The sequence below is a fragment of the Streptomyces sp. TG1A-60 genome (assembly GCF_037201975.1).
Taxonomy (GTDB): Bacteria; Actinomycetota; Actinomycetes; order Streptomycetales; family Streptomycetaceae; genus Streptomyces.
This window is the reverse complement of record NZ_CP147520.1, coordinates 6610158-6634251: the sequence shown is the minus strand read 5'-3', so window position 1 is coordinate 6634251 and position 24094 is coordinate 6610158. Positions and strand designations below refer to the sequence as shown.

General features: G+C 71.9%; 19 protein-coding genes and 3 pseudogenes. 17 read left to right on the top strand and 5 right to left on the bottom strand.

All coding sequences use genetic code 11. The features are described from left to right. Nucleotides 1-18 precede the first annotated feature (18 nt). The 4 genes from WBG99_RS28995 to WBG99_RS28980 all read left to right on the top strand — a co-directional run bounded on the left by WBG99_RS28995 (nt 19) and on the right by WBG99_RS28980 (nt 6695). Nucleotides 19-1542, top strand: a complete 1524-nt coding sequence (locus tag WBG99_RS28995) for a DUF4331 domain-containing protein (RefSeq protein ID WP_338899121.1) — start codon at nt 19-21, stop codon at nt 1540-1542. Between the two features lie 132 nt (nt 1543-1674). Next, a complete protein-coding gene (locus tag WBG99_RS28990; RefSeq protein WP_338899120.1) occupies nt 1675-3177 on the top strand; it encodes a tetratricopeptide repeat protein in 1503 nt (500 codons plus the stop codon). Then, nucleotides 3174-4907, top strand: coding sequence for a nickel transporter (locus WBG99_RS28985; protein ID WP_338899119.1), 1734 nt, complete (start codon nt 3174-3176; stop codon nt 4905-4907). Before WBG99_RS28990 ends, WBG99_RS28985 begins: the two co-directional genes overlap by 4 nt. 60 nt (nt 4908-4967) lie before the next feature. Beyond that, nucleotides 4968-6695: a serine/threonine-protein kinase gene (locus WBG99_RS28980; RefSeq protein ID WP_338899118.1), complete on the top strand. Its 1728-nt coding sequence runs from the start codon at nt 4968-4970 to the stop codon at nt 6693-6695. Here WBG99_RS28980 and WBG99_RS28975 read toward each other — a convergent pair. Next, nucleotides 6679-7485: an SGNH/GDSL hydrolase family protein gene (locus WBG99_RS28975; protein WP_338899117.1), complete on the bottom strand. Its 807-nt coding sequence runs from the start codon at nt 7483-7485 to the stop codon at nt 6679-6681. The two genes, WBG99_RS28980 and WBG99_RS28975, sit on opposite strands and share 17 nt — an antisense overlap. Before the next feature lie 125 nt (nt 7486-7610). On the opposite strand from WBG99_RS28975, the pseudogene WBG99_RS28970 reads away from it, so the two are divergent. From WBG99_RS28970 to WBG99_RS28940, 7 genes and pseudogenes are all read left to right on the top strand, one after another. Continuing rightward, nucleotides 7611-7766 (top strand): annotated as a pseudogene (locus WBG99_RS28970) (S8 family peptidase); the annotation flags it as partial. Between the two features lie 195 nt (nt 7767-7961). After that, entirely contained in the window at nt 7962-8351 is a 390-nt protein-coding gene (locus WBG99_RS28965; RefSeq protein WP_338899116.1) for a hypothetical protein, read from the top strand. 3 nt (nt 8352-8354) lie between these two features. Further along, nucleotides 8355-9476: a GNAT family N-acetyltransferase gene (locus WBG99_RS28960; protein WP_338899115.1), complete on the top strand. Its 1122-nt coding sequence runs from the start codon at nt 8355-8357 to the stop codon at nt 9474-9476. 344 nt (nt 9477-9820) lie between these two features. Next, nucleotides 9821-10666, top strand: a complete 846-nt coding sequence (locus WBG99_RS28955) for a glycosyltransferase family 2 protein (protein WP_338899114.1) — start codon at nt 9821-9823, stop codon at nt 10664-10666. Next, nucleotides 10663-11694: a glycosyltransferase family 2 protein gene (locus tag WBG99_RS28950; RefSeq protein WP_338899113.1), complete on the top strand. Its 1032-nt coding sequence runs from the start codon at nt 10663-10665 to the stop codon at nt 11692-11694. The genes WBG99_RS28955 and WBG99_RS28950 overlap by 4 nt, the downstream gene beginning before the upstream one ends. Continuing rightward, nucleotides 11691-12494: a polysaccharide deacetylase family protein gene (locus WBG99_RS28945; RefSeq protein WP_338899112.1), complete on the top strand. Its 804-nt coding sequence runs from the start codon at nt 11691-11693 to the stop codon at nt 12492-12494. The genes WBG99_RS28950 and WBG99_RS28945 overlap by 4 nt, the downstream gene beginning before the upstream one ends. Next, on the top strand, nt 12487-16335 hold the full coding sequence (locus WBG99_RS28940) for a lipopolysaccharide biosynthesis protein (RefSeq protein WP_338899111.1): 3849 nt from the start codon (nt 12487-12489) through the stop codon (nt 16333-16335). Before WBG99_RS28945 ends, WBG99_RS28940 begins: the two co-directional genes overlap by 8 nt. 3 nt (nt 16336-16338) lie before the next feature. On the opposite strand, the gene WBG99_RS28935 is transcribed toward WBG99_RS28940, so the two are convergent. After that, a complete protein-coding gene (locus tag WBG99_RS28935; RefSeq protein WP_338900519.1) occupies nt 16339-17754 on the bottom strand; it encodes a xylan 1,4-beta-xylosidase in 1416 nt (471 codons plus the stop codon). A gap of 169 nt (nt 17755-17923) precedes the next feature. Here WBG99_RS28935 and WBG99_RS28930 point away from each other — a divergent pair, with 169 nt between their 5' ends. Together WBG99_RS28930 and WBG99_RS28925 are read left to right on the top strand one after the other, a co-directional pair. After that, a complete protein-coding gene (locus WBG99_RS28930) occupies nt 17924-19054 on the top strand; it encodes a DUF5925 domain-containing protein (RefSeq protein ID WP_338899110.1) in 1131 nt (376 codons plus the stop codon). A gap of 15 nt (nt 19055-19069) precedes the next feature. After that, the gene (locus WBG99_RS28925) at nt 19070-19840 is read left to right on the top strand and encodes a DUF72 domain-containing protein (protein WP_338899109.1); all 771 of its coding nucleotides are present in this window, start codon (nt 19070-19072) and stop codon (nt 19838-19840) included. A gap of 194 nt (nt 19841-20034) precedes the next feature. Here the strand turns inward: WBG99_RS28925 and WBG99_RS28920 are convergent, their stop codons facing one another. After that, entirely contained in the window at nt 20035-20403 is a 369-nt protein-coding gene (locus WBG99_RS28920) for a GntR family transcriptional regulator (protein ID WP_338899108.1), read from the bottom strand. Nucleotides 20404-20474: 71 nt separating this feature from the next. Here WBG99_RS28920 and WBG99_RS28915 point away from each other — a divergent pair, with 71 nt between their 5' ends. Both WBG99_RS28915 and WBG99_RS28910 read left to right on the top strand, forming a co-directional pair. Further along, nucleotides 20475-21404 carry a GNAT family N-acetyltransferase gene (locus tag WBG99_RS28915; protein WP_338899107.1) on the top strand — a complete coding sequence of 310 codons (930 nt, stop codon included), beginning with the start codon at nt 20475-20477 and terminating at the stop codon, nt 21402-21404. Beyond that, on the top strand, nt 21385-21894 hold the full coding sequence (locus WBG99_RS28910; protein ID WP_338899106.1) for a DUF402 domain-containing protein: 510 nt from the start codon (nt 21385-21387) through the stop codon (nt 21892-21894). Before WBG99_RS28915 ends, WBG99_RS28910 begins: the two co-directional genes overlap by 20 nt. 50 nt (nt 21895-21944) lie before the next feature. Here WBG99_RS28910 and WBG99_RS28905 read toward each other — a convergent pair whose 3' ends face one another. Next, complete coding sequence (locus tag WBG99_RS28905; protein ID WP_338899105.1) at nt 21945-22604, bottom strand: class I SAM-dependent methyltransferase; 660 nt, start codon at nt 22602-22604, stop codon at nt 21945-21947. A gap of 137 nt (nt 22605-22741) precedes the next feature. On the opposite strand from WBG99_RS28905, the gene WBG99_RS28900 reads away from it, so the two are divergent. Then, nucleotides 22742-22876: a hypothetical protein gene (locus tag WBG99_RS28900; RefSeq protein ID WP_338899104.1), complete on the top strand. Its 135-nt coding sequence runs from the start codon at nt 22742-22744 to the stop codon at nt 22874-22876. A gap of 286 nt (nt 22877-23162) precedes the next feature. Here the strand turns inward: WBG99_RS28900 and WBG99_RS28895 are convergent. Further along, a pseudogene (locus tag WBG99_RS28895) lies at nt 23163-23828 on the bottom strand (class I SAM-dependent methyltransferase). Nucleotides 23829-23973: 145 nt separating this feature from the next. Here WBG99_RS28895 and WBG99_RS28890 point away from each other — a divergent pair. Further along, a pseudogene (locus WBG99_RS28890) lies at nt 23974-24075 on the top strand (chitin-binding protein); the annotation flags it as partial. Between the last annotated feature and the right edge of the window lie 19 nt (nt 24076-24094).

The window sequence follows — 24094 nt, the reverse complement described above, 5'->3', positions numbered from 1 at the left end:
GGACAGAGGACGGACGGCATGACACCTACTTCCAGGAGCGGCGCGGGGCGCAGGAGCGTCGCGTCCCTCATCTGTGGTTCGCTGGCCGCCGGAGGGCTCGCAGCCGCCGGCGTCACCGCGCTGGAACCGGGGGCGGCCTCCGCCTCCAGCCATCGCGAGGCCCCGCTGATCTCGGGGGAGCCCCAGTTCGACAACACGGACGTGTACGCGTTCGTCAGCCCGGACAAGCCGGACACGACGACGATCATCGCGAACTGGATCCCCTTCGAGGAACCGGCGGGCGGACCGAACTTCTTCACGTTCGCCGAGGACGCGCAGTACGACATCCGCGTCGACCAGGACGGCGACGCGCAGGAGGACCTGGTCTTCCGCTACACGTTCGAGACGAAGACGAAGAACGACAAGACGTTCCTGTACAACACGGGCGTCGTGGAGAGCCTCGACGACCCGGACCTCAACATCACGCAGACGTACGACATCGAGCTCATCAAGCTCAAGAACCGGCGCGCGGTCTCCAAGACGAAGCTCGCGGACGACGTGCGGGTGGCGCCGTCGAACGTCGGCAAGGCGTCGATGCCGAACTACAAGAAGCTGCGCGACGACGCCGTCTACAAGACCGCGAGCGGGGTGACGACGTACGCCGGCCAGGCCGATGACCCGTTCTTCCTGGACCTGCGCGTCTTCGACCTGCTGTACGGCGGTGACCTCTCCGAGGTCGGGCGGGACACGCTCAAGCAGTACAACGTCAACTCCATCGCCCTGCAGGTGCCGAGCGAGGCGCTCGTTGAGTCCGAGGACCAGCCGATCGTGGGCATCTGGTCGACGACCCAGCGCAAGGGCGCCAACGGCCGGTTCCACCAGGTGTCGCGCCTCGGCATGCCGCTGGTCAACGAAGTCGTCAACCCCATCAGGGACAAGGACACGTTCAACGCGTCCTCGCCGGTGGACGACGCGCAGTTCCTGAAGAACGTCACCGAGCCGGAGCTGCCCAAGCTCATCGAGGCGATCTACCAGATCCCCGCGCCCGAGGAGCCGCGCAACGACCTCGTCGACGTCTTCCTGAAGGGCGTCGAGGGCCTCAACCAGCCCCCGCACGTGACCCCGTCGGAGCAGCTGCGCCTCAACACCTCCATCGAGCCCACCAAGAAGCCGAAGCGGCTGGGCGTGCTCGACGGCGACAACCAGGGCTTCCCGAACGGCCGCCGGCTCACCGACGACGTGATCGACATCGCACTGCAGGTCGTCGAGGGTGAACTGCTCGGCGCCAAGAACGACTTGGGCGACGCGGTCGACAAGAACGACAAGAAGTTCGGCAAGTCCTTCCCGTACGTGGGTCTGCCGACGGCCGGTTCGCGCGGCAAGACCGTCGAGGGCAACACCACGAACAGTGTGCGCAGCGCCCTCGGCACCGGTGTCGAGAGCGGCACCGACGACACCACGCTGATCGCGACCTCGGCCGGTGCCGGCGCGGCCGGTGTCCTGCTCATCGGCACGGGTCTGCTGTGGTGGCGCCGCCGGATGAACGACCGGGCGTACTACTAGTCCGCCCCGGCCGGGCCCCTTCAGCGGGCCCGGCCCACCGACCGGCGCGGCCCGCTCGTACCCATCCCCATGGCGCGGGCCGCGCCCCACGATCACCACCACCGCACCACGCACGGCTGTTGAGGAGAGGGCATGTCCCCGCGTACGAACGAGAGCGCGTCGCAGGACGGGCGTCCGCGTCCCGACGAGGGGACCTCCGGGGACGACCGGCGCGACATCGCCGAGTCCGGCCCGGCGACCGGCACCGCGTCCGGCAACGGGCCCCGCCCGGAGCCCGCTGCCGAGCCCGCCCGCCGTCCCGCTCCCGCGTCCGCCGGGGGGCGGTTGCTGCGGCTCACCGCGTGCGCGGCGGCGCTGGCCGTCGCCTTCACCGGGTTCGCGGTCGCCCTGGGCGCCCGGGACGAGGACCGGACGCTCGCCGCGTCCACCTCGCCGGGGGTCTCGGCGGCACAGCTCGCCCGTGGTGACCTCGACTCGGCGGTCACCCGGCTCCAGGCCCATCTCAAGGAACAGCCGAAGGATTTCGGCTCCTGGTCCACGCTCGGCCTCGCGTACGTCGAGCAGGCCCGCGTCAAGGGCGACCCCTCCCGCTACCCGCAGGCCGAGAAGGCCCTGGAGCGCTCGCTGGAGCTGCGGCCGGACAACGACCCGGCGCTCGCGGGGCTCGCCGCGCTCGCCGCCGCACGTCACGAGTTCGAGGGGGCGCTGCGGTACGCGGACCGGGCGCTGAAGGAGAACCCCTACAGCGAACGGGCGTTGTGCAGCCGCATCGACGCCCTGGTCGAACTCGGCCGCTACGACGAGGCGTTGAAGGCGGCGCGGCTGGCGGACACCCGGCGCCCCGGCATCCCCGTGTTCACGCGGTACGCCTACGTGCACGAGCTGCGCGGCGACGTGAAGACCGCCCGGCGTGTGCTGGAGCAGGCGCTCGACTCGGCGGCGACCCGCGGCGACATCGCCTACGTGGCCACCCAGCTCGGCCAGCTCGCCTGGAAGCAGGGCGACCACAAGACCTCCCTCGACCACTACGCGCGCGCTCTCGGCGCCGACGACACCTACCTTCCCGCGCTGGAGGGCCGCGCCCGCGCCCAGGCCGCGAGCGGCGACGGCGCGGAGGCGATCCGCGGCCTGGAGCAGGTCGTGTCCGCCCATCCGCTGCCGGGACCGCTCGTCGTGCTCGGCGAGCTGTACGAGGCGAAGGGTGACGCGACCAGGGCGGGCGACCAGTACACGCTGGTGGACGCCTACACCGCCCTGGCCCGCTCCAACGGTGTCAACGCCGACCTGGACACCGCGCTCGCCGCAGCCGACCACGGCGACGAGAAGGCAGCGCTGCGGGCGGCCGAGGCCGAGTGGAAGCGCCGGGAGACGGTCCACACGGCGGACGCCCTCGCCTGGGCGCTGCACGTCAACGGCCGCGACGCCGAGGCCCTGCCGTACGCCCGCCGCGCCACGGCCACCGGCTACCAGGACGCGACGTTCCTGTACCACCGCGGCATGGTCGAGTACGCGGCCGGCGACGAGCGGGACGCCCGGACCTCGCTCAGGGCGGCGCTCGACCTCAACCCCGGATTCTCGCCGCTCGGCGCGGCGCAGGCCCGTAGGACCCTGAAGGCTCTGGAGGCCGGCAAGTGAAGTCCCCCCGGCGCGTGTTCGCCTCCTGCGCGGCCGTCCTCCCGGCCGTCTGCGCGCTCGTCCTCGTCCCCGCCGGGACCGCGAGCGCCCACCCGCTCGGCAACTTCACCGTCAACCGGTACGACGGCCTCGTCGCCGCCGACGGGCAGCTGAGCATCTTCCATGTCGAGGACCTCGCGGAGATCCCGGCGACCCAGGCCGAGCCCGCCATCGAGCGGCAGGGCAGCGGGAAGTGGGCCCGCGAACGGTGCGAGACGGCCACCGAGGGCAGTGAGGTCACCGTCGACGGACGTGCCGTCGAGGTGACGCTCAGGTCCAGCCGGGCCGAGGAGCGGCCGGGCCAGGCGGGGCTGAAGACGCTGCGCGTGGAGTGCCGGCTGACGGCTCCGCTGCCGGACCGCGCCGCCGACGTACGCTTCCACGCCGCCGTGGACTCCGGTCCCGGCTGGCGCGAGGTCACCGCCCGGGGCGACGGCATGACCCTCACCGGGTCGGACGTTCCCGAGGAGTCGATCTCCCGGGAACTCAGCAGCTACCCCGAGGAGTTGCTGCAGTCGCCGGAGGACACGGCGACGGCCTCGCTCCAGGTGCGGCCCGGCGGCCCCGCGCTGGCCGAGCAGCGCGGTGACGCGCCCGGCGCCTCGGTCCTCCCACGCGGCGCCGACCGCTGGACCCGGGCCCTCGACGACCTGGTCTCCAGCCGCGACCTCACCCTCGGCTTCGGCGCCCTCGCCTTCGGCATCGCCATGTTCCTCGGCGCGATGCACGCCCTCGGCCCGGGCCACGGCAAGACCCTGATGGCCGCGACGGCCGCCGCCCGCGACCGGGCCCGGATGCGCGACGTCCTGCCCATGGCCGCGTCCGTGACGGTCACCCATACCCTCGGCGTCGTCGCCCTCGGTCTCCTCGTCCTCGCCGGGTCGGCCGCCGCTCCGTCCGTGATCACCTGGCTGGGCATCGCGAGCGGCCTCTTCGTGATGGCGGCGGGCCTGACGCTCGCACGCCGCGCGTGGCTGAACCGCAAGCCGGCGCTCACGCCGGGGCACGGACACGGCCACGAGCACCGCCATGAACACGGGCACGGGCGTACGGAGAGGCACAGCCACGACCATGACCATGACCATGACCACGAGCACGAGCCCCACCACGGGCACGGCCACTCCCACGACCACGCGCGCGAGCGCCAACTCGTGCTCGCCCAGGCGCGGGCGCACACCCACACGCCGGTCGAGGCGCACACCCACGAGCACGCGCCGGCCAGGGCACACGGTCACGCCCACGACCACAGCCGCGAGCACAGCGGCGCCCCCACCCCGAAGCGCTCCCTCTTCGGCGGCGGCGTCACCCACACCCATGGCGGCTTCACACACACGCACCCCACCGCGCCCACCCTGCGCGGCACGATCCTGCTCGGTTTCGCGGGCGGGATGGTGCCGAGCCCGTCGGCCGTGGTCGTGCTGGTCGGCGCGGCGGCGCTGGGGAAGGCGTGGTTCGGGCTGCTGCTCGTGCTGGCGTACGGCATCGGCCTCGCGCTCACGCTGACGGCGGCCGGGTATGCCGTGGTGAAGGCGGGCGGCTGGGCGACGCGGGTGCTGGACAAGGGTGAGGGCCGGCTCGGCGGGCCGACGGCGGCACTGGTGCGCCGGACCGTACCGCTGGCCTCGGCGTTGCTGGTCGTCGCTCTGGGGGCCGGTCTGGTGCTCAGGGGGGCGGCATCCGCCCTCGGCTGAGCTACTTTTGTCAAGAAATCGCACGGAGTGGAGATTTCAGGCGGGTGCGACCGATGGGGGATGTCCGTGTCCGGAGAGCCAGGCAGCGAACGTGTGATCGCCGGCCGCTACCGGCTGCTGACCCCGCTGGGCGAGGGCGGCATGGGAACCGTGTGGCGGGCCCGGGACGAGGTGCTGCACCGTGAGGTCGCGGTCAAGGAGGTACGGGCGCCGGGCGGTGTCCCGGCCTCCGACGTCGAGCGGATGTACGCCCGTCTGGAGCGGGAGGCGTGGGCGGCGGCCCGGGTCGCCAGCCGCAACGTCGTCACGGTGTACGACGTGGCCATGGAGGACGGCCGCCCGTGGATCGTGATGGAGCTGGTGCGCGGGCTCTCGCTCGCCGATCTCCTGGACGCCGAGGGTCCGCTCTCCCCGCAGCGCGCCGCGCACCTCGGCGCCGAGGTGCTGGCCGCCCTGCGCGCGGCGCACGAGGCCGGCGTGCTGCACCGGGACGTGAAGCCGGCCAACGTGCTCATGTCCAACGACGGCCGGGTGGTCCTCACCGACTTCGGCATCGCCATGGTCGAGGGCAGCTCCGCGCTGACCATGACCGGCGAGGTCATCGGCTCCCCCGAGTTCCTCGCCCCCGAGCGCGCGCTGGGCCGTACGCCCGGCCCCGAGTCCGACCTGTGGTCGCTCGGTGTTCTGCTGTACGCGGCGGTCGAGGGCAACTCGCCCTTCCGGCAGAACACTCCGCTGAGCACCCTGCGCGCGGTCGTCGACGAGGAGCTTCCGCCGCCGCTCCGGGCCGGCCCGCTGGCCCCGGTGATCGAGGGGCTGTTGCGCAAGGATCCGGCCGAGCGGATCTCCACCGAGCGGGCGGAGCAGGACCTGCGGATCATCGGCGCGGGCGGCACCCCGCGCGCCGACACGGCCGCCTCGGGCCCGAACAGCCCGACGGTGGCCGCCTTCCCGAGTCCGGGCGCGAGCGGGAGTCCGGATCCGGACGCGCACCGGTACGGCCCCCCGACCCCGCCACGTCCCGCCCCGGCCGCCGCGGCCCGGCCCTCGGCGGTGCCCGCCGCCGGGCCGGACCGCGACCGTCGCGCCCTCGTCTTCCTGATCGCCGGTATCGCCGCGGTCGCCTTCGCCATCGCCGGGCTGACGTACGCCCTCATCACCCGTGACGGCGGCGGGAGTGACGCCGACACCACCAGTGGGGCGGGCACGACGGGCGGCACCGGCGGACAGACCGGTGACGGGGGTGCGGGCGAGTCGACGGGCGGCGGCGAGACCCCGAGCGACGAGGGCGACACCCCCTCGGCCCCGTCCGACGGCAGCGGGACCACGAGCGAGCCGCCCACCCAGTCCGTCGAGGTGACGGTCGAGGGCGCCAACACCGACTACGTGGGCGCCTGTCCGCCGCCGGACGGGCAGGCGCCCACCTTCACCGCGACGTTCACCGTGGGCAGGGTCCCCGTGGAAGTCGACTACCGCTGGGTGGCGCGGGACGGCGAGGTCGAGGACACCGGCTGGAAGACGCTGTCGTTCCCGTCCGGCGGCGAGAGGACCAAGCAGGACCGGGTCGTCGTCTCGACGTCGGGGAGCCACGCGGACGAGATCGGCGTCGAGGTGCGCGGCCCGGTGCGCGCGAAGTCCGATTCCGTCGCGTTCTCGGTGACCTGCGAGACGGAGGCCCCGACCACGGGCGGGGCCTCCTCCCCCTCCGACTCGGACGACCCCGAGGACTCCGACGGCTACGAGGACGAAGCCGGAGCCCTCGACGGGGCCGTCAGGCCGCGCTCCTGAACACCGGCAGGTATCCGCCCGACTGCCCCGCGGCCTTCGGGTGGTAGGAGTCGCCGGTGTTCAGCAGGTTGAGACCGTGCAGCCACGCGCTGCCGGAGCACAGTTCATGCCCGGTGAACGCGGGGCGGACGTCGCCGAAGGCGAAGCCGTGGTCGGCGGCGCGTTTGGCGATCGCGGTGTTCAGATAGTCGGCCGCGTTGTTGATGGCGGACCGCTTGGCCTGGGACAGGCCCAGGCAGGTGCCGCCCAGCCGGTAGAGGCGGGGATAACCGAGCACCACCACATGGGCGGCCGGTGCCTTCGCGCTGATCGCCGAGTACACCTTGTCCAGTTGGCCGGGCAGCGTCGAGTCGACGTACGCCTTCGCCGTGTTGATGCGCGAGACGCAGGCGCTGTCGGACTGCAGCACGCAGGTGGTCATCACGTCGGCGAACCCGGCGTCGTTGCCGCCGACGGTGATCGAGACCAGCCCGGTGCCCGCGCCCAGCGGTCCCAGTTGACCGGAGAGAACATCACCCGTTCGGGCGCCCGAGCAGGCCGTGAACGCGAAGGAGGAGGGGGCGTTGGCGGCGGCCCAGAGGTACGGGTAGGCCTTCGTGCTGCGCTTGCAGCCGCCGCTGGAGGAGATGTAGGCGCCCGCTCCGACACCTGAGGAGTAGGAGTCGCCGAGCGCCACATAGCCGGTGGCGGCGGCCTGTTGGGACGCCTGCGCCGTCGTGGCCCCGGTGAGGGCGGTGCCGACGGCGAGGACGAGTGAGGTCATGTATGCCGTAAGTCGGGAACGTCTCATGGAACCTCCCTTTAGCAGGATCTCTGCCTCAACCGTCGTAGCAACTACGCGTGTTGATCGGAAGTGTTCATGTCAATACTTTCCCGCTCCCAACGGAACGCACGCCCCGCGTTCAACCCTCGCTACCGCACGTCGCGGGCGCCGCCGCCGTCTACCTGGCCGGCCACACCTCGGCCACCCCGGCCCAGGTCGCCTCGGCACTGACCGCCGGCGCCGTCACCGGCAAGGTCACCAGCGCGGGCTCCGGTTCCCCGAACCGACTGCTGCAGATCGTCCCGTAACGGCGACCACCCCCCTGTGAACGCGAGTTTCCCCGGAAGCGCGTGACGCCTCCGGGGAAACCTCGTTCCTGCGGCCCCTCTCTTTGCCGCCGCGTGACAAATCGGCGCGCGGTCGCGCACCGCGTCTTGACTGCCCCGCGTCCGCTGAGCGACATTGAAGCCCGGCATCCGGCGCTTCAGGGGGCAAAGTCGCCAATGCAGACCATACGTATCAAGCCATCCCTGTCAGAAGGTGGCGGACCACTGCTCGCGGGTGTGGCCGCGGCCGTGGCTGGGGTCGGCGCGGTGCTCGCGTTCACCGACGCGGACTCGGTCCTGCGCGGCCCGTTCACCCTGCTCTTCCTCCTCGTCGCGCCAGGAGCCGCCATCGGGGCCGCACTGCGCGGACTGGAACCGTTCGGCCGTGTCGTGGCATCCCTCGCGGGTGCGATCGCGGTGAACCTCCTCGTCGCCCAGGGCCTGATCGCCACCCACTCGTGGTCGGTGACCGGTGGGATCACGGCCGTGACCGTGATCAGCTCGCTCGTCCTCCTGCCGAGCCTGGTACGGCGCCTGCGCGGCCGTACGGAGAGAAGACGGACCTGAGACGTGGACATCAGTGTGTACCGCCCCGGCGAACTGACCGCCGCCGACCGGGCGGTGTGGACCGCTCTGCAGTCGAAGGCTCATCTCCACGGCGCGCCCGAGCTGGCGAACCCGTTCCTGTCACCGGAGTTCGCGCTCGCGGTGGGCCGCTGCCGGCGCGGGGTGCGGATCGCGGTCGTACGGGAGGACGGCCAGCCGGCGGCCTTCTTCCCGTACCAGAGAACCGCCGTCGGGGTGGGCAGGGCGATCGGCCTCGGCCTCTCCGACTGCCAGGGCGTGGTCCACCGCCCCGGATTCACCTGGGACGCCCGGGAGCTGCTGCGGGCCTGCGGACTCGCCGTGTGGGAGTTCGACCACCTGTCGGAGGGCCAGACGCCCTTCGCGGCCCACGTCACCGACACCTTCCCGTCACCGGTCATGGACCTGGAAGAGGGCTATGAGGCGTATCTCGGCCAACTACGCGCCCGCTCACCGAAGTTCGTCCGGTCGACGTTCGCCAAGGAACGCAGACTCGGCCGCGCCGTGCACGAGGTGCGCTACGTGCACGACGAGCGCGACCCGAGGGCGCTGCGCACCCTGATGGACTGGAAGTCCGCGCAGTACCGCCGAACGGGCCGCAGTGACCGCTTCGCGCACCCGTGGATCACCCGGCTCACGCACCGGCTCTTCCACACCCGCTCCGACTCCTTCGCCGGCCAGCTGTCGGTGCTGTACGCCGACGACAAGCCGATCGCGGCCCATTTCGGGCTGCGCTCCGAGCGGGTGCTGACCTGTTGGTTCCCGGCGTACGACCCGGCGTTCGCGCGATTCTCGCCGGGCCTGCTCCTGCATCTGCACATGGCCGAGGAGGGCGCCGCCGACGGCATCGCCTACCTGGATCTGGGCCGGGGGCAGAAGCAGTACAAGGATTCCCTGAAGACCCGGGAGATCTCCGTGTCGGAGGGATGGGTCACCCGACGCCATCCGGTGGCGCTCGGGCACCGGGCTCGGCGAGCTCCGGTCCGGGTGCTGCGGAACACGGTGGTGGCGCGACCCGAACTGTTCGAACCTGCGGACCGGCTATTGAAGCGGATGGGGAGAATCCGCTCGGGAGGCCAAGCAAGGGACACAACGACGAAAATGTGAGGTCTCATAGTAGGTCTTGCCATACGGGCTCAATCATCAATACCGTCATACATCCACCCGCACCGGTCCGTCGGCACATGCTCCAAGGGGAGGGCTCGAGGAGCGCGACGGTCCCGGCGCGGGGCGCGGTAGGGGGGTGCCGTGCTCGGTGATCGCACCGATCGCCGAGTCGTGCCGCGCGACCGACTGCCAAGTCGCGGCAGTCGGCCGGCTTTTGCCAGCTCACCCGGCATGCACGGAGATCGATCTCGGCATGCCGTGAGTGAGAACCCCCCTTTCGAACCGGACCAAGGCCGAACCACCCACAGGGGCGGGTGGTTCACCGGACGAGAGGGACCAGACTCATGAGCTCAGTTCTGCGCCCGGCCATACCCGCATCAGAAGCGGAGTCCGATACGACGAGCGCCGAATCACCGGCGCTCGAGAAGTACCGGCCCATCTCCCACCACCTGGCCATCGCGCCACCGGTGAGTGTGGTGATCCCCGCCATGAACGAGGCGGAGAACCTTCCGTACGTCTTCAAGACGCTGCCGGGCTGGATCCACGAAGTGGTCCTGGTCGACGGCAACTCCACCGACGACACCATCGAGGTGGCCCGCGAGCTGTGGCCGGACGTCAAGGTCGTCCCACAGCGCGGGAAGGGCAAGGGGGACGCGCTGATCGCCGGGTTCGAGGCGTGCACCGGCGACATCATCGTGATGATCGACGCCGACGGCTCGGCAGACGGCCACGAGATCGTGTCGTACGTCTCCGCCCTCGTCTCGGGCGCGGACTTCGCCAAGGGGTCCCGCTTCGCCAACGGCGGCGGCACCGACGACATGACCCTGATCCGCAAGCTCGGCAACTGGGCGCTGTGCACGACCGTCAACCGGAAGTTCGGCGCCCGCTACACCGACCTGTGCTATGGCTACAACGCGTTCTGGCGGCACTGCCTGGACAAGATCGAGCTCGACTGCACCGGCTTCGAGGTGGAGACCCTGATGAACATCCGGGTCGTCAAGGCCGGCCTGAAGGTGCAGGAGATCCCCAGCCACGAGTATCTGCGCATCCACGGCGCGAGCAATCTGCGCGCCGTGCGCGACGGGCTGCGTGTGCTGCGGGTGATCCTGCGGGAGCGCTCCAACCGGCGTGCGCTGCGCCGCCGTTCGCGCGCGACGATGCTCACCGCCGGCCGGGGAGAGTCGTCTTGAGCGAGCCGGCCGTCTCGGTCGTGGTCTGTGTGTACACCGAGGACCGCTGGGAGGACATCCTCGCGGCGGTCGCCTCGGTGCGCGCACAGTCCCGGCCGGCTCTGGAGACGCTCCTGGTGGTGGACCACAACCAGGCCCTGCTGGAGCGTCTGACCAGGGAGTACAAGGAACACCAGGAGACCGGTGGGGTCCGGGTGCTCGCCAACGCGGGCCCCCGCGGGCTGTCCGCGGGGCGCAACACGGGCATCGCCGCCTCGCACGGGGAGATCATCGCCTTCCTCGACGACGACGCCGTCGCCGAGCGCGACTGGCTGCGGTACTTCGTCGAGGGGTACGCCGACCCCCGCGTCATGGCCGTCGGCGGCCGTACGGTGCCCGTGTGGGCGTCCGGCCGCCGCCCGGCCTGGTTTCCCGAGGAGTTCGACTGGGTGGTGGGCTGCGCCTACAAGGGCCTGCCGACAGGCGTGGCCCGGGTCCGCAACGTGCTCGGCGGCAACGCCTCGTTCCGCCGCAGCGCCTTCGACGCGGCCGGGGGCTTCGCCACGGGCATCGGCCGTGACGGCGACAAGCGCCCGCTGGGCTGCGAGGAGACGGAGCTGTGCATCCGTCTCTCCCGGGCCAGACCGGACGCGGTGCTGCTGCTCGACGACCGGGCGGTGATCCACCACCGGGTGCCGGACACACGCGAGCGGTTCGGGTACTTCCGTACGCGGACGTACGCGGAGGGCCTGTCGAAGGCGCTGGTGGCCAGGAGCGTCGGCGCCGGCAAGGGGCTGGAGTCGGAGCGCCGGTACACCACCCGCGTCCTGCCCGCCGGGGTGGCGCGCGGGCTGCGCGACGCGCTGCTCGGCCGCGCGGGGGGCGCGGGGCGCGCGGGTGCGATCGTCGCGGGGGTGGCGGCGGCGGCCGGGGGGTACGTTGTCGGGAGCGTCCGGGCCCGCGGGGGCGACGTCACGTTCTCGGTCGGCGAACTCGCCGACGGCACCGTCGGCACAACCGGCAGGGGGGGCGAGGGGGGCTCGTCATGACGGACAGAGACACGGCCGTACCGATCCTGATGTACCACGCGGTGTCCACCGCGCCGAACGACGCCACCAGGGACCTCTCGGTGACCCCGGAGGCCTTCGCCGAGCAGATGGCGCTGATCGACCACCTGGGCTTCGCCCCTGTGGACACGGCCGGTCTGGCGGCGAGTTGGCGGTCGGGCCGCCCGCTTCCGGCCCGGCCCGTCCTGGTGACCTTCGACGACGGCTACGAGGGCGTGCACCGCCACGCGCTGCCCGTCCTCGCCGAACACGGCTTCGTGGCCTCGCTGTTCGTCACCACGGGCTGGATCAAGGGCCCGTACGAAAGCGGCGACGCCCTCGACACCATGCTCGACTGGGACCAGGTGCGCGAACTCGCCGGCCACGGCGTGGAGATCGGCGGGCACAGCCACACCCATCCGCAGCTCGACACGCTGGGCGAGGACCGGCTCCGGTTCGAGCTGCGGCGCTGCCGGCAGATCGTCGGCGACGAACTGGGCACCCGGCCCGTCTCGTTCGCCTTCCCGTACGGCTACTCCAGCGGCCGGGTGCGGCTCGCTGTGCGGGAGGCGGGGTTCGCCCAGGCGCTCTCGGTCGGCAACGCGCTCGCCCGGCGCCGGCAGGGCCCGTACGCGCTGCGGCGGGTCACCGTGCGGCGCTCCACCGAAGCCGCGGAGTTCGAACGGCTCATCGAGGGCCGTGCGATCGCCCGCACCTTCGCCCGGGACCGTGCCCTCACCAAGGGGTACGCCATGGTCCGCAGAGCACGACAGGTCCGGAAGGCCATCCGTTCCCGTGTCTGACACGACGACCACCACGGCACAGCAGGCCGGGGGCAGCACGACCGAGGACGCCGAGCGGCGGGCAGGTCCGGGCCGCAGGCTGCGGCTTCCCGGACTGGGCAGGGGGGCGGGCGGCGACCAGCTGTTCCGCAACGCCTACGCCCTGATGCTGAACACCGGCATCTCGGCCGTGCTGGGCCTCGGTTTCTGGCTGGCCGCGGCCCGCTACTACAGCGAGTCCTCGGTCGGTCAGGGTTCCGCCGCGATCGCCGCGATGAAGCTCCTGGCGGGGCTCACCGCGGTGACGCTGATGGGCGCCCTGGCCCGGTTCATCCCCGTCGCGGGCCGGGGCACGGGCCGGCTGATCTTCCGCACGTACGCGGGCAGTTCGGTGGTCGTGGCGCTCGCGGCAGGCGTGTTCCTGCTGACGCTGGGCCTGTGGGGGCCGTCGTACCGTTTCCTGCACGACCCGGTGAACGCCGTGTTCTTCGTGCTCGCGGTGGTCGCCTGGTCGGTGCTCACCCTCCAGGACGGGGTGCTGACCGGGCTGCGCAGCGCTATGTGGGTGCCGGTCGGCAACACCGTGTTCTCGGCGGTGAAGCTGGTGCTGCTGGTGGTGTTCGCCGCCGCGATCCCGACCATGGGCGTGTTCGTGTCCTGGGTGGCGGCGATCGGGGTGTCCGTGCTGCCGCTGGGCTGGCTGGTGTTCCGGCGGCTGGCCCCCCGACATGTCAAGGCCACCGCGGACCACGCGCGTCCGCCGTCGCTGCGGGAGATCGGCCGCTTCCTGGCGGGCGACTACACCGGCTCGCTGTTCTCGCTGGCCGTGGTCTATCTGGTCCCGGTGATCGTCGCCGCCCGGGTCAGCTCCGCCGACAACGCGTACTTCTACATCACCACCACCATCGGTGGCACGGTCAACCTGCTCGCCATCAACATGGGCGCCTCGCTGACCGTGGAGGGCTCGCACGATCCGGCGCGGCTCGCCGCCAACACCCGGGCCGCGCTGAAGCGGATGGCCCGGATCATGCTGCCGGTGTGCACGGTGCTGTTCTTCGGGGCGCCCTGGATCCTGGCCGTCTTCGGGCAGGGCTACGCGGACGCGGCGACCCCGCTGCTCCGCTGGTTCGCGGTGGGCGCGGCGCTGCGGGTCGTCATGGAGACGTACTTCGCGGTGCTGCGCGCCCAGAGCCGCACCGCCGGACTCGCCTGGCTGCAGGGCCTGCTGTGCGTCCTGGTCCTCGGCCTGACAGTGCTCCTGCTGCCCCGGATGGGCCTGGTCGGCGCGGGCGTCGCCGAGATCTCCAGTCTCACGGTGATCATGCTGATCGCCGCGCCCCGGCTGTACCGGATCCTGCGCACCGCCGGCCCCGCCGGGGTACCCGCAAACGCGGCACCGGACGGCGACCTCGCCGACCTGGGCCGGGTGGCCTCCGCCGCGAAGAAGCAGAGCGGCACCTGGAGCCGACGGCTCGACTCCGACACCCTCGCGCTCGGCATCCACCTGGACTTCGACCACCTGGAACGCCGCCCGGACGTACGCCCCGGCCCGGGCACTCCGCCCACCGGCATCGCCCCCGTGCGCGGGGAACACCGGCCGACCTGGGCCAAGGACCGGCCGACCCTGCCCCTGAGGACGCCGCCCGCGCCGGGCCTGCCCTCCGCGCCGGGCCCGGCGCGGGCGCCCGGGGCGGACGCCCCGTGCGAGGAGGCCGTACGGCAGGCGGCCGGCGTACGCGAGCCGGAGGAAGCCGACGTGCCCGTGCCGGAGCCGGTGCGGGTGCCGTCCGCGGAGGTGCCGTCCGCTCAGGCGGGAAGCCGGGTGCCCTTCCGGGAGCGGCTGCCGCACCCCACGATCACCGGTGTGGTCCTCGGGCTCCTGCTGCTCTCCGCGCTTCTGCTCTACTGGGTGCCCGCGCTGGCACTGGACGACTCGGACCTGGACGGGATGGGCGGGCTCGGTCTGATCTCGGTGCTGCCCACACCGACGCTGGTCGGGGCGGCGCTGCTGGCCACGGTGTTCGCCTCGCTGCTGTGGCCGGCCCGCGAGCGCCGGGGGCTGCTGCTGATCACCCTGCTGGCCACGGTCGTGTCGCTGCACGCGCTGCCGGCCGTGGTCGAGACGGAACCCCGGTTCGCGACGGCCTGGCAGCACCTCGGCTTCATCGACCACATCGACCGCACCGGCTCGGCCGTGCCCGACCTCGACGCCCGCTGGAGCTGGCCGGGCTTCTTCGCGGCGGCCTCGTTCGTCGCGCAGGCCTGCGGGGTCAGTGACTTCACCGAGATCATCCGCTGGTGGCCGACGACCGTCCAGGTCCTCTATCTGGCTCCGCTGTTCCTGCTCACCCGCCATATGCGGGCGGGCTGGCGCGCCAGGTGGACCGGCGTCTGGATCTTCGTCCTGAGCGGCTGGGTGGGCCAGGACTACTTCTCCCCGCAGGGCTTCACCTACCTCCTCTACCTGGCCTTCGTGGCGATCCTCCTGGTCTGGTTCCGTGCGCCGCGCATGCTGTGGGGCAGGGTGCGTCCCGGCGAGGCCGAGGTGGAGCCCACCGACCGTCGTCAGCGCGCGGTCCTCCTGGCGGTCCTGATCGCGCTGTACGCGGCGACGGTCCCGGCCCACCAGCTCACCCCGTTCGTGATGCTGGGCGTCCTCGCGGTCCTCGTCCTGATCGGCCGCTCCGAACTGCGGGGCCTGCCCATCCTGTTCGGTGTCATGGTCGCCGTGTGGGTGGGGTTCTTCGCCGAGCCGTACTGGTCCGGCCATTTCGACGAACTCTTCGGCGGGGTCGGCGGCGTGGGCGGAAACGTCACGTCCTCGGTCTCCGGCCGTATCGGGGAAGGCAGTTCCGCCCACAAGCTCGTGCTGTACGCCCGTGTCGCCCTCGCCGGCCTGGTCATGCTCCTGGCCTGCTACGGCTTCTGGCGCCGCCGCGCGAACCGGTACCGCGAACGCTCACTGCTCGTCCTGACCTTCGTGCCGTTCCTGGGCTTCGGGATGCAGTCGTACGGCGGCGAGATGGCCCTGCGCGTGTTCATGTTCGCCCTGCCGGGCGCCGCCCTGCTGGCCGGCCTCGCGCTGTTCCCGCGCGCCGGCGTCAGCGCCGAGGAGCGCGACAGGAACCGCAGGAGCCTCGCGCCCCTGGCCGCCCTCATGGCCGGCCTCGTCCTCGTCGGCGGCTTCCTGGTCGCGCGTTGGGGCAACGAGCCGTTCGAGCGCGTCCGCACGGGCGAGGTCGCGGCCATGGAGTACGTCTACGCCCACGACGACCCGACCGTACGGCTGCTCTGGCTCAGCGACGACCCGGTGGACAACGTGACGCCCGCGATGCCGTGGGGCGCCCGGGACATGGAGAAGGTCGAGTACGTGCCGACGCTCGCGCCGAGCGACCCGGTCCTGGTGTCCGGCCTGGCCAAGGCGCTCAAGGAGGCCGGCCCCCACTCCTATCTGATCGTCAACCGCAGTCAGGTGATCTCGCTCCAGCTGAACTCCGGCTACTCCGGGAACTGGGAGTCCCGGCTCATCCGGAACCTCGACGAACGCGACGAACTGAAGCGGGTCTTCTCCCACACCGACGCCACGGTCTTCGCCCTGCGCGACCAGACCGGCACGGCCCCGGACCCCGACCCCGGCCCGGTCGGCCCCCAGATCACCTGGACCCCGTGGTCGGTGGTGGGCGGTCTCGCCGCGATCGCGCTGATCGTCCTGTTGAGCGCCCGGGAGGTCGTCCGTGTCGCCGTACGCCCGAGCGCCCGCCAACTGCGCTGGCTCCAGAGCAGTTTCTGGTTCAGCCTGCCGCTGCTGGCGGTGCTGCTGGCGTCGCTGGTACAGAGGTTCCTGACGATGGGCTCACCGTGAGGCTCACCTCTTGAGCCACTTCACCTCGTACGCGCCCATGTCGAACTTCTCGCCGTCGATGTCCGCGCTGATCTCGCGGTCGAGGGTGTTGACGACGAGCACCGCCTCGTCGTCGGCCAGCACCCGGACGTTGGGCTTGTCGTCATCGGCCACGGACACCGTCTCGTACCGCGTCCCCGGCGGGAACTCCTCGGCGAACCGGGACAGCAGGCCGTACATGGGCAACTGCCGGCCGCCGTCCTTCGGGTCCGTGGGAGTCCACAGACACCCAGGACATTCAGGCCCCCTCTCCTCCTCCGGGTTCCAGTAGAACCCGGAGGTCGCTCCCCCACGCGCCATGCCGATCAGCCCGGAGGCGTGGACGGCGACGCGGCGGTTCTCGGACCAGCCATGGCGGTTGTCGTCGCCGTCGGCCGGCTCCACGTAGTACTCGGCCCACCAGAGCGGCAGATCACCGGCCCGCCCCCGCACCCAGCGACCGACCGCCGTGAACTTCTCGGTGGCCGCGAACTCGTCGGGGACCAGGTCGTCGTCCTTGGTGTAGCTGGACCCGTCCACCACCACGAAGTCCGCGCCGGCCTTGTTCTCGTTCCAGTAGTCGAAGGCGTCGAGGACCCGCTGGTCCATGGCCCCCCACGGCCCCTTCAGAGCCGTCGACGCGTCCTGCTCCTGGCGCGGGTCGAGGCTGTCCATGACCAGGTAGGGCCCGCCGACCATGATGTCCTTGTCGACCTTCTTCAGGGCCTTGTGGACGAGGTTGTACAGCTCGGTGTACCCCTCGTAGTCCCAGCGGGCCTCCGCGTCGTTCCAGAACCCCTTGAACTCGTTCCAGACGATGAAGTGCCGTACGTCGGGGTAGCGCCTGGCGACGGTCGCGGCGAGGGCGGCGTAGTCCGCGAAGTGATCGGGCTCGGGCGCCGTCTCCAGCGCTGTCCGGCTCCAGTCGGTGCTGCCGGACCTGCCGCCCTTCATCCAGTCGGGCGCGCAGCACAGGGTGACCACGGGGGTACCGCCGGTGGCGCGGACGAAGTCGATGCGCCGGTCCATCTCCTCGAAGTCGTAACGCCCCTTGACGGGTTCGGGGTTGTCGGCGCCCCAGCCCATGATGTGCTGGATCTGCGGCAGGGGCTGCTCACCGAGACGCTTCTCGACCCGCTCGACGGCGGCCTCGCTGCCCTCGTCGGCGCTGAACTGGGTGTGGGTGAAGCCCCAGCCGACGTCGGGTCCGGTGGTGGGCGGCGGGGACGCGGGCGTGCCGTGCACCTTGTCGCCGTCGGGCGAGGTGCCGGCGGTGCTGCCGCCGTTCCCGGGAAGCGTGTTGAGCAGGGTCACGATCAGGGCCAGAGCGGCGGCCCCCACGCCGAGGAGCGCGGTGAGCCGCCACCGCCCCTCCCCCGAATTCCACCCATGACGTCCCATCATGGGCAACAGTAACCGTGCGGGGCTGCGGTAGGGGAGCTTCCGTCGGTGAACTCCCGGGCAAGGGGGACCGATCGTGTGGACGAGGAGCGCGCGCTCCGGCGGACACCACCGGCGCGCGCCACCGAACGGGGCAGGACGGACACGGCCTTCGCGCAGCGGAAAGCGCATGCGCGGGGAGCCCTCGGTGACGGATCATGGCGACATGTCTGCCAACCCACACGACGCACTGCCGATCCGGCTCAACGTCGACGACAGCGACTCACCGTCCGATGTCGTCGACGCGCTGTTCCTCGGCCGTTTCGCGACGGGCGAGCAGCCGTACGCGCACGCGGCGAACATCGACCGGGTACGGTCCGGGGCCACCCTGCTGCCGCCGGGCGCCCGCGTGCTGCGCGCCGCGCGGGACGACGACCGCAGCGCGACCCTCGCCGAGGGCGACGGCTGGACCGTGCTGATCTCCCGCTGGAACCGCGGAGCCGACGTCACGGTCACCGCGACCACCGCCGAGCTGGCGGAGAAGGTGCTCGGCCAGGCCACCGACGGCGCGGCCGACGAGCCCGAGCCGCAGCCGGAGAACGTGACGATGGGCTTCTGGTACGTCTCACCGCGCCGGGGCCCGCACCGCACGACCCGGCAGATCTCGGCCGGTACGTGGGAAGAGGTCCGGCCCAACTACACGGCCCCGGTGGCGGACGCCCTGGACCGCCTGATGAAGACCACCCCCGAGGACATCGCGGGTCGTCTCCTGCTGCTGCACGGCCCGCCCGGCACCGGCAAGACCTCCGCGCTGCGCACACTGGCCCGCTCCTGGCGGGACTGGTGCCAGGTGGACTGCGTCCTGGACCCCGAGCGGCTCTTCTCCGACGTCGGTTATCTGATGGACATCGCCATCGGCGAGGAGGACGCCGGCGGCAGGGACCGCTGGCGGCTGCTGCTCCTGGAGGACTGTGACGAACTGATCCGCGGCGAGGCCAAGCACACGGCCGGCCAGGCGCTCTCCCGTCTGCTGAACCTCACGGACGGCCTCCTCGGCCAGGGCCGCAACGTCCTGGTCGGCGTCACCACCAACGAGGACCTGGAGCGCCTCCACCCCGCCGTGGTCCGCCCCGGCCGCTGTCTCGCCCGTATCGAGGTGGGCACCCTGACCCGCGCGGAGGCGGTGCACTGGCTGGGCACGGAGGAGGGCGTCGGCCGCGAGGGCGCGACCCTGGCCGAGCTGTACGCGCTGCGGCGCGGCACCTCGCCCACATCACTGCCGGAGCCGAGGGGCGCCACGGACGCGGGCCTGTACCTGTAGTGCTTTGATGGAGCCATGACCCTGTTCGTCGGCACGTCGGGGTGGCAGTACGAGGACTGGCGGGGCGCCCTCTACCCGGAGGGCTGCCCCACCCGGCTCTGGCTGGAGGAGTACGCGGCGCGGTTCGCCACGGTCGAGAACAACAACGCGTTCTACCGGCTGCCGTCCCGCGAGACCTTCGAGTCCTGGCGCGACCGCACCCCGCCCGGCTTCGTGGTCGCCGTGAAAGCGAGCCGGTACCTGACCCACATCAAGCGGCTGCGGGAGCCAGAGGAGCCGGTGCACCGCCTGATGAGCCGCGCGGAGGGTCTGGGCGACCGCCTGGGCCCGGTACTGCTCCAGCTGCCGCCGACGCTGCGGGGCGACGCGGGGCTGCTGGACACCTGCCTCGGGTGCTTCCCCTCCGGCACACGGGTCGCGGTGGAGCCCCGCCACGACTCCTGGTGGACGCCCGAGGTGCGCGAGGTCCTGGGGTCCCACGGCGCGGCCCTGTGCTGGGCCGACGTACGGTCCCGCCCGGCGGCCCCGCTGTGGCGGACGACCGACTGGGGCTACGTCCGCTTCCACCAGGGCCGGGCCGCCCCCTGGCCCCACTACGGCCGCCGGTCCCTGAGCACCTGGTCCCACCGCCTCGCCGACACCTGGCCCGCCACCGCCGACGTGTACGCGTACTTCAACAACGACCCCCACGCGGCGGCCGTGCAGGACGCGATGACGTTCGCACGGACGGCGAGAAGGGCGGGCCTGCGGCCGACGCGCACCCCGGAACGGCCGGCGGCAGACTGAGAGCGGTCGATGTCCGCGGTTTCCGAGGCTTTGCGGGTGCCCGGGACTCTGCTGCGCAGTTCTGAGGCGGCTCCGATGCGCGGACCGCGACCTGCGGCAACGCGGTGGCCGTCGCGGCTTCTCCTGCCGGTCTCTGCCGCCCGGCCGAATTGCGCAGCAGAGTCGCCCTGCGGTCCGACCCCACCCGGCGCGCCCTACTCCGCGTACGCCGCCCGCACGGCGTCCCTGGCCGCCGCCAGAGCCTCCGACTGGCTGAGCCCGAGTCGACGCACCCGCTCCGCGTACGCCCCGGCGGCTGCCGCGGCCTCCCGCTCCGCGGCCGAGCCGGCGGCAGCCACGAACGTTCCGTTGCGTCCCCGCGTCTCGATCACCCCGTCCGTCTCCAGCGCGCGATACGCCTTGGCGACGGTGTTGGCAGCGAGCCCGAGCTGCTCGGCGAGCCCCCGTACGGTGGGCAGCCGGTACCCCACGGGCAGCGCCCCGGAGCGGGCCTGTTCGGAGATCTGGGCGCGCACCTGCTCGTAGGGCGCGCCCCCCTCTGCGATGCGAATCTTCAAGGTCACGCGGCGATTGTCCCGTACCCGCCGGAAAATCGGAGGCGACTCCCACCGCGGCCCGCGTAGCGTGCGCACCCATGACATTGACCGTGCGCGACCTCCGCGCCGCCGACCGGGCGGACGCCGGGGCCTTCGCCAACATACGACGGCATGCCCTCCCCTTCATGGTCGACACCGCCGAGTCCCTGCTCCACGACGTCGCGCACGCGCCGCCCGAAGCCCACCACCAGCAGCTGGTCGCCGAGGCGGACGGCGAGGTGATCGGCACCGCGCGGGTGTACGTGGCCTACGACAGCCCCGTACCGGGGCAGGGCAATGTCAACGTCTACGTGCATCCGGAGCGGCTGCGCCGGGGCGCGGGCGGTGCGCTGGTGCGCGCCGCCGAGGAGCGACTGACGGCGGTGGGGGCGACGCGGTTGCTGTCGTGGGTGCTGGACACCCCGGAGAACCGCGCGTTCGCCGAGCGGCGCGGCTACACGGCCAGCCGCTCCGCCCACTTCCTCCGCCTGGACCTGGCCCACGGCACCCTTCCCCCGCGCCGGACCCCTCCCGAAGGTGTGGAACTGCGCACGGCCGCCGACTTCGCCGACGACCCGCGCCCCCTGTTCGACCTGGACGCGGAGACCACGGCGGACGAACCGAACGACGTCGGCGCCGAGCTGGACGACTACGAGCAGTGGCTCGTGGAGACCTTTCGCCACCCGTTGCTGGACCGCGCCCTGAGCACGGTGGTCGTCGTGGAGGGCGCGCCCGTCGCGTTCACGGCGGTCCGTACGGACGGCCGGGACCGGTACTTCACGGGGATGACGGGCACCGCCCGCGCCTTCCGGGGCCGGGGCCTGGCCAAGCTCGCCAAGAACGACTCCCTGCACCGCGCCCGCGCCGCCGGCTACGCGGAGGCGTTCACGGGCAACGACAGCGACAACGGTCCGATGCTCGCGGTCAACAAGTGGTTCGGGTACGAGGTGTGTGCGACGGAGGTGCGGTATGTCCGCGAAGCCGGCTGAGCCCGGCGAGGCGCTGAACGACGTGGACGTGGTCCTGCTCAAGGCGGGCCGTACGAAGATCCGTTACCCCGCGCGACTGTTGAGCGACGACGGCGACCGGATCGCGGTCCACGCCTCCTGGGCGACCGACGGTGTACGGGACTTCGGTTTCGTCCGGTTCGGGCCCGGCGACGTCTTCACCGAGTACTACTGGCGCGACCGGTGGTACGCCGTGAAGGAGGTCCGTGACGCGCGGGGCGGGCTGAAGGGCTGGTACTGCGACATCACGCGTCCGGTCGTGCTCCTGGGCGGGGAGCTCGTCGTCGAGGACCTCGACCTGGATCTGTGGCGCTCCGCCGACGGCACCACCGTACTGCGGCTGGACGAGCACGAGTTCGCACAGAGCGGCCTCGCCGAGAGCGACCCACAGGCCGCGGCGGCGGCGCTGGCCGCGCTGGACGAGCTCGAACTCCTCGCCCGGCAGGGCGGCTTCACGACCCTGCCGAGCTGACCGGGCACGGGAGGCCTAGGACGAGCCGCTGCCCGCGTCGGCGCGGGCGGTCAGAGATCGGCCAGCACCGCGTACCGCTCGTCCTCGACCTTCCTGCCCCACAGCGGCGAGTCGTCCCCCAGCCACACCACCACCGCGTCGGAGACTAGCGGCGCGACCAGCTCGTACAGTCGTTCGGCGGGTATGCCGACCGGGCTCACCGTGCCCCACACCCCCTCGACCAGGACGAGCCGGCCGCCGGGCCGGAGCAGTCCGCACCAGCGGCGCAGGACGCGCCCCGGGTCGGACAGGGTCCACAGGACGTGCCGGACGAGGACGACGTCGAACCGCTGCTCCCCCACGGGCGGGGCCGCCGCGTCGCCGACGAGGAAGACGGCGGGGTGCCCGGTGAGTTTGCCGCGGGCGCGGGCGACCATGACCGTGGAGGCGTCGACTCCGGTCACCCGGTGCCCCTGCGCGGTCGCGAGGAGTGACAGGCTGCCGGTGCCGCAGCCGAGGTCGAGCACGTCGCGGGCGCGGTGCGGCAGCCAGTCCCTCAGCCGGGCCGCCCAGGCCTCCCGGACGACGGGATCCCGCAGGCCATGATCGGGTTCGTCGTCGAAAGTGAGTGCTTCCGCGTCCCAGTCGACGGTCTTCGAAGAGTCACCTGCCGCCGGGTTCTTCGGTGTTCGAAGGGCTCGGGAGGTTTCGCCGTCGTCGATGTTGGTCATGCCGCCAGAGTGACACCTGCCACTGACAGTCCAGATGGTGACAGCCGCCACTGACAGAGCACGAACTATGAGTAACGCTCCCGGAAAAGGTCTACCTCCGTGAAACCGCGGAACACGGTAGACGCAAGGAGGCAGCCATGCGCCGTACGACCGTGCAGAAGCCCCTGAGGAAGTCCACGGCCCGCCGTGTGCGGGACGAGGCCGACGAGCGCCCCGTCGAGCGCCGGGAAGTGCGAAAGGACATCGCGCGCACCTGGTGGCCGGACGGCTGAGCACCTGCGGCCACCGGCTGCCCGACCACGGGAACCGGCCGTCGGACCACGCGGACGAGGAGGTGCCGGCCTCTCCCTCGAACGTCACTCCCGGCCTCGCCGAGGACGGGCTTCCGTCGACCGGTCGACTACTGGTCGGTCGACACCCGCTTGTGGACCAGGTCGGCCATGCCCCCCTCTCGTGGGGAGGGAACCGGCCCCTGGGGGTATCCGAACGGAAAACAGCGGTAGGCGTCAGGTGACGGGTCCCGGCACGAGCCCCCGTGCCGCCTCCGGCGCTTGGTCCTCAGGCGGGGCGCTCGGCCATGACGCCCAGACACGGCCCGCTGTACTCCTCCGGGGGAGCCGGAGTTCGGCGACCGGGCGCAGTCCAGCCTGCTCGATCAGGTCCACGAGCTGTTCCGGCCGCCATTTGTGCGTCGTCCAACGGACGGGTACACCTCCGTAGGCCTCGGTGCGCACCGCGTCTTCGTCGCCGACGTGTGTCGCGGTGATGAGGTGTCCGCCTGGCTTCAGTGCGCGCGCGAACAGGGCGAGTACCTGTGGAAGGACGTCGCGCGGGAGGTTGAACAGTGACCACCACCCGAGTATGCCGAGAGACGCTTCTCCAAGGCCGAGGTCGGTGGCAGAGGCGACGCTGAAGCGGCATCGCGGATGAAGGCGGCGCGCGTTTTCGATCATGCGGGGTGAGAGATCGACTCCGGACACGTCGAGTCCGCGTTCGGCGAGGTAAGCGGTCACCGTTCCGGGTCCGCAGCCGACGTCGAGGACAGGGCCAAGGTCTCTCACGGTGTCAGCGAAGGCGTCGATCGATGCCTTGAGCCATGGATGTCTATGGATGTCGCCGACTCCCGTCGTCACCACCCATGTGGGCGTAGTTGTCGGCCACCCGGTCATAGGACTCACGGACCACGTCGAGATCGGCTGGGCGGTCAATAGGGTGTGCGCGCATCAGCCAACAATAGGACGACGTTCTTGGTTCTGGCGGTACAGCCGTTGGCCCTGGGATTGATCATGGTCCGGCTATGGCCGTGAGGGCGTTGACGCGGCTCTCCGGTGCGCAGGTGGCGGGCGGTGAGGTCCATGGCGGAGAGCGCGCCGTCGCGCACGGTTCGCTCGGCGACCCGGTGAGCCGGGCGGCCCGGTGCTACGCCGAGAGCCCGAGGCCGGCGGCCTGCCGGGCGGCGGTCGCGGCCGGCGACGGCTCCGGCTCCGGCT

Bases quoted from the DNA above. Each gene is read 5' to 3' on its own strand.
- WBG99_RS28995 (WP_338899121.1), top strand. From the start codon at position 19: ATGACACCTACTTCCAGGAGCGGCGCGGGGCGCAGGAGCGTCGCGTCC.
- WBG99_RS28990 (WP_338899120.1), top strand. From the start codon at position 1,675: ATGTCCCCGCGTACGAACGAGAGCGCGTCGCAGGACGGGCGTCCGCGT.
- WBG99_RS28980 (WP_338899118.1), top strand. From the start codon at position 4,968: ATGTCCGTGTCCGGAGAGCCAGGCAGCGAACGTGTGATCGCCGGCCGC.
- WBG99_RS28975 (WP_338899117.1), bottom strand. From the start codon at position 7,485: ATGAGACGTTCCCGACTTACGGCATACATGACCTCACTCGTCCTCGCC.
- WBG99_RS28965 (WP_338899116.1), top strand. From the start codon at position 7,962: ATGCAGACCATACGTATCAAGCCATCCCTGTCAGAAGGTGGCGGACCA.
- WBG99_RS28955 (WP_338899114.1), top strand. From the start codon at position 9,821: ATGAGCTCAGTTCTGCGCCCGGCCATACCCGCATCAGAAGCGGAGTCC.
- WBG99_RS28945 (WP_338899112.1), top strand. From the start codon at position 11,691: ATGACGGACAGAGACACGGCCGTACCGATCCTGATGTACCACGCGGTG.
- WBG99_RS28935 (WP_338900519.1), bottom strand. From the start codon at position 17,754: ATGGGACGTCATGGGTGGAATTCGGGGGAGGGGCGGTGGCGGCTCACC.
- WBG99_RS28930 (WP_338899110.1), top strand. From the start codon at position 17,924: ATGCGCGGGGAGCCCTCGGTGACGGATCATGGCGACATGTCTGCCAAC.
- WBG99_RS28925 (WP_338899109.1), top strand. From the start codon at position 19,070: ATGACCCTGTTCGTCGGCACGTCGGGGTGGCAGTACGAGGACTGGCGG.
- WBG99_RS28915 (WP_338899107.1), top strand. From the start codon at position 20,475: ATGACATTGACCGTGCGCGACCTCCGCGCCGCCGACCGGGCGGACGCC.
- WBG99_RS28910 (WP_338899106.1), top strand. From the start codon at position 21,385: ATGTCCGCGAAGCCGGCTGAGCCCGGCGAGGCGCTGAACGACGTGGAC.
- WBG99_RS28905 (WP_338899105.1), bottom strand. From the start codon at position 22,604: ATGACCAACATCGACGACGGCGAAACCTCCCGAGCCCTTCGAACACCG.
- WBG99_RS28900 (WP_338899104.1), top strand. From the start codon at position 22,742: ATGCGCCGTACGACCGTGCAGAAGCCCCTGAGGAAGTCCACGGCCCGC.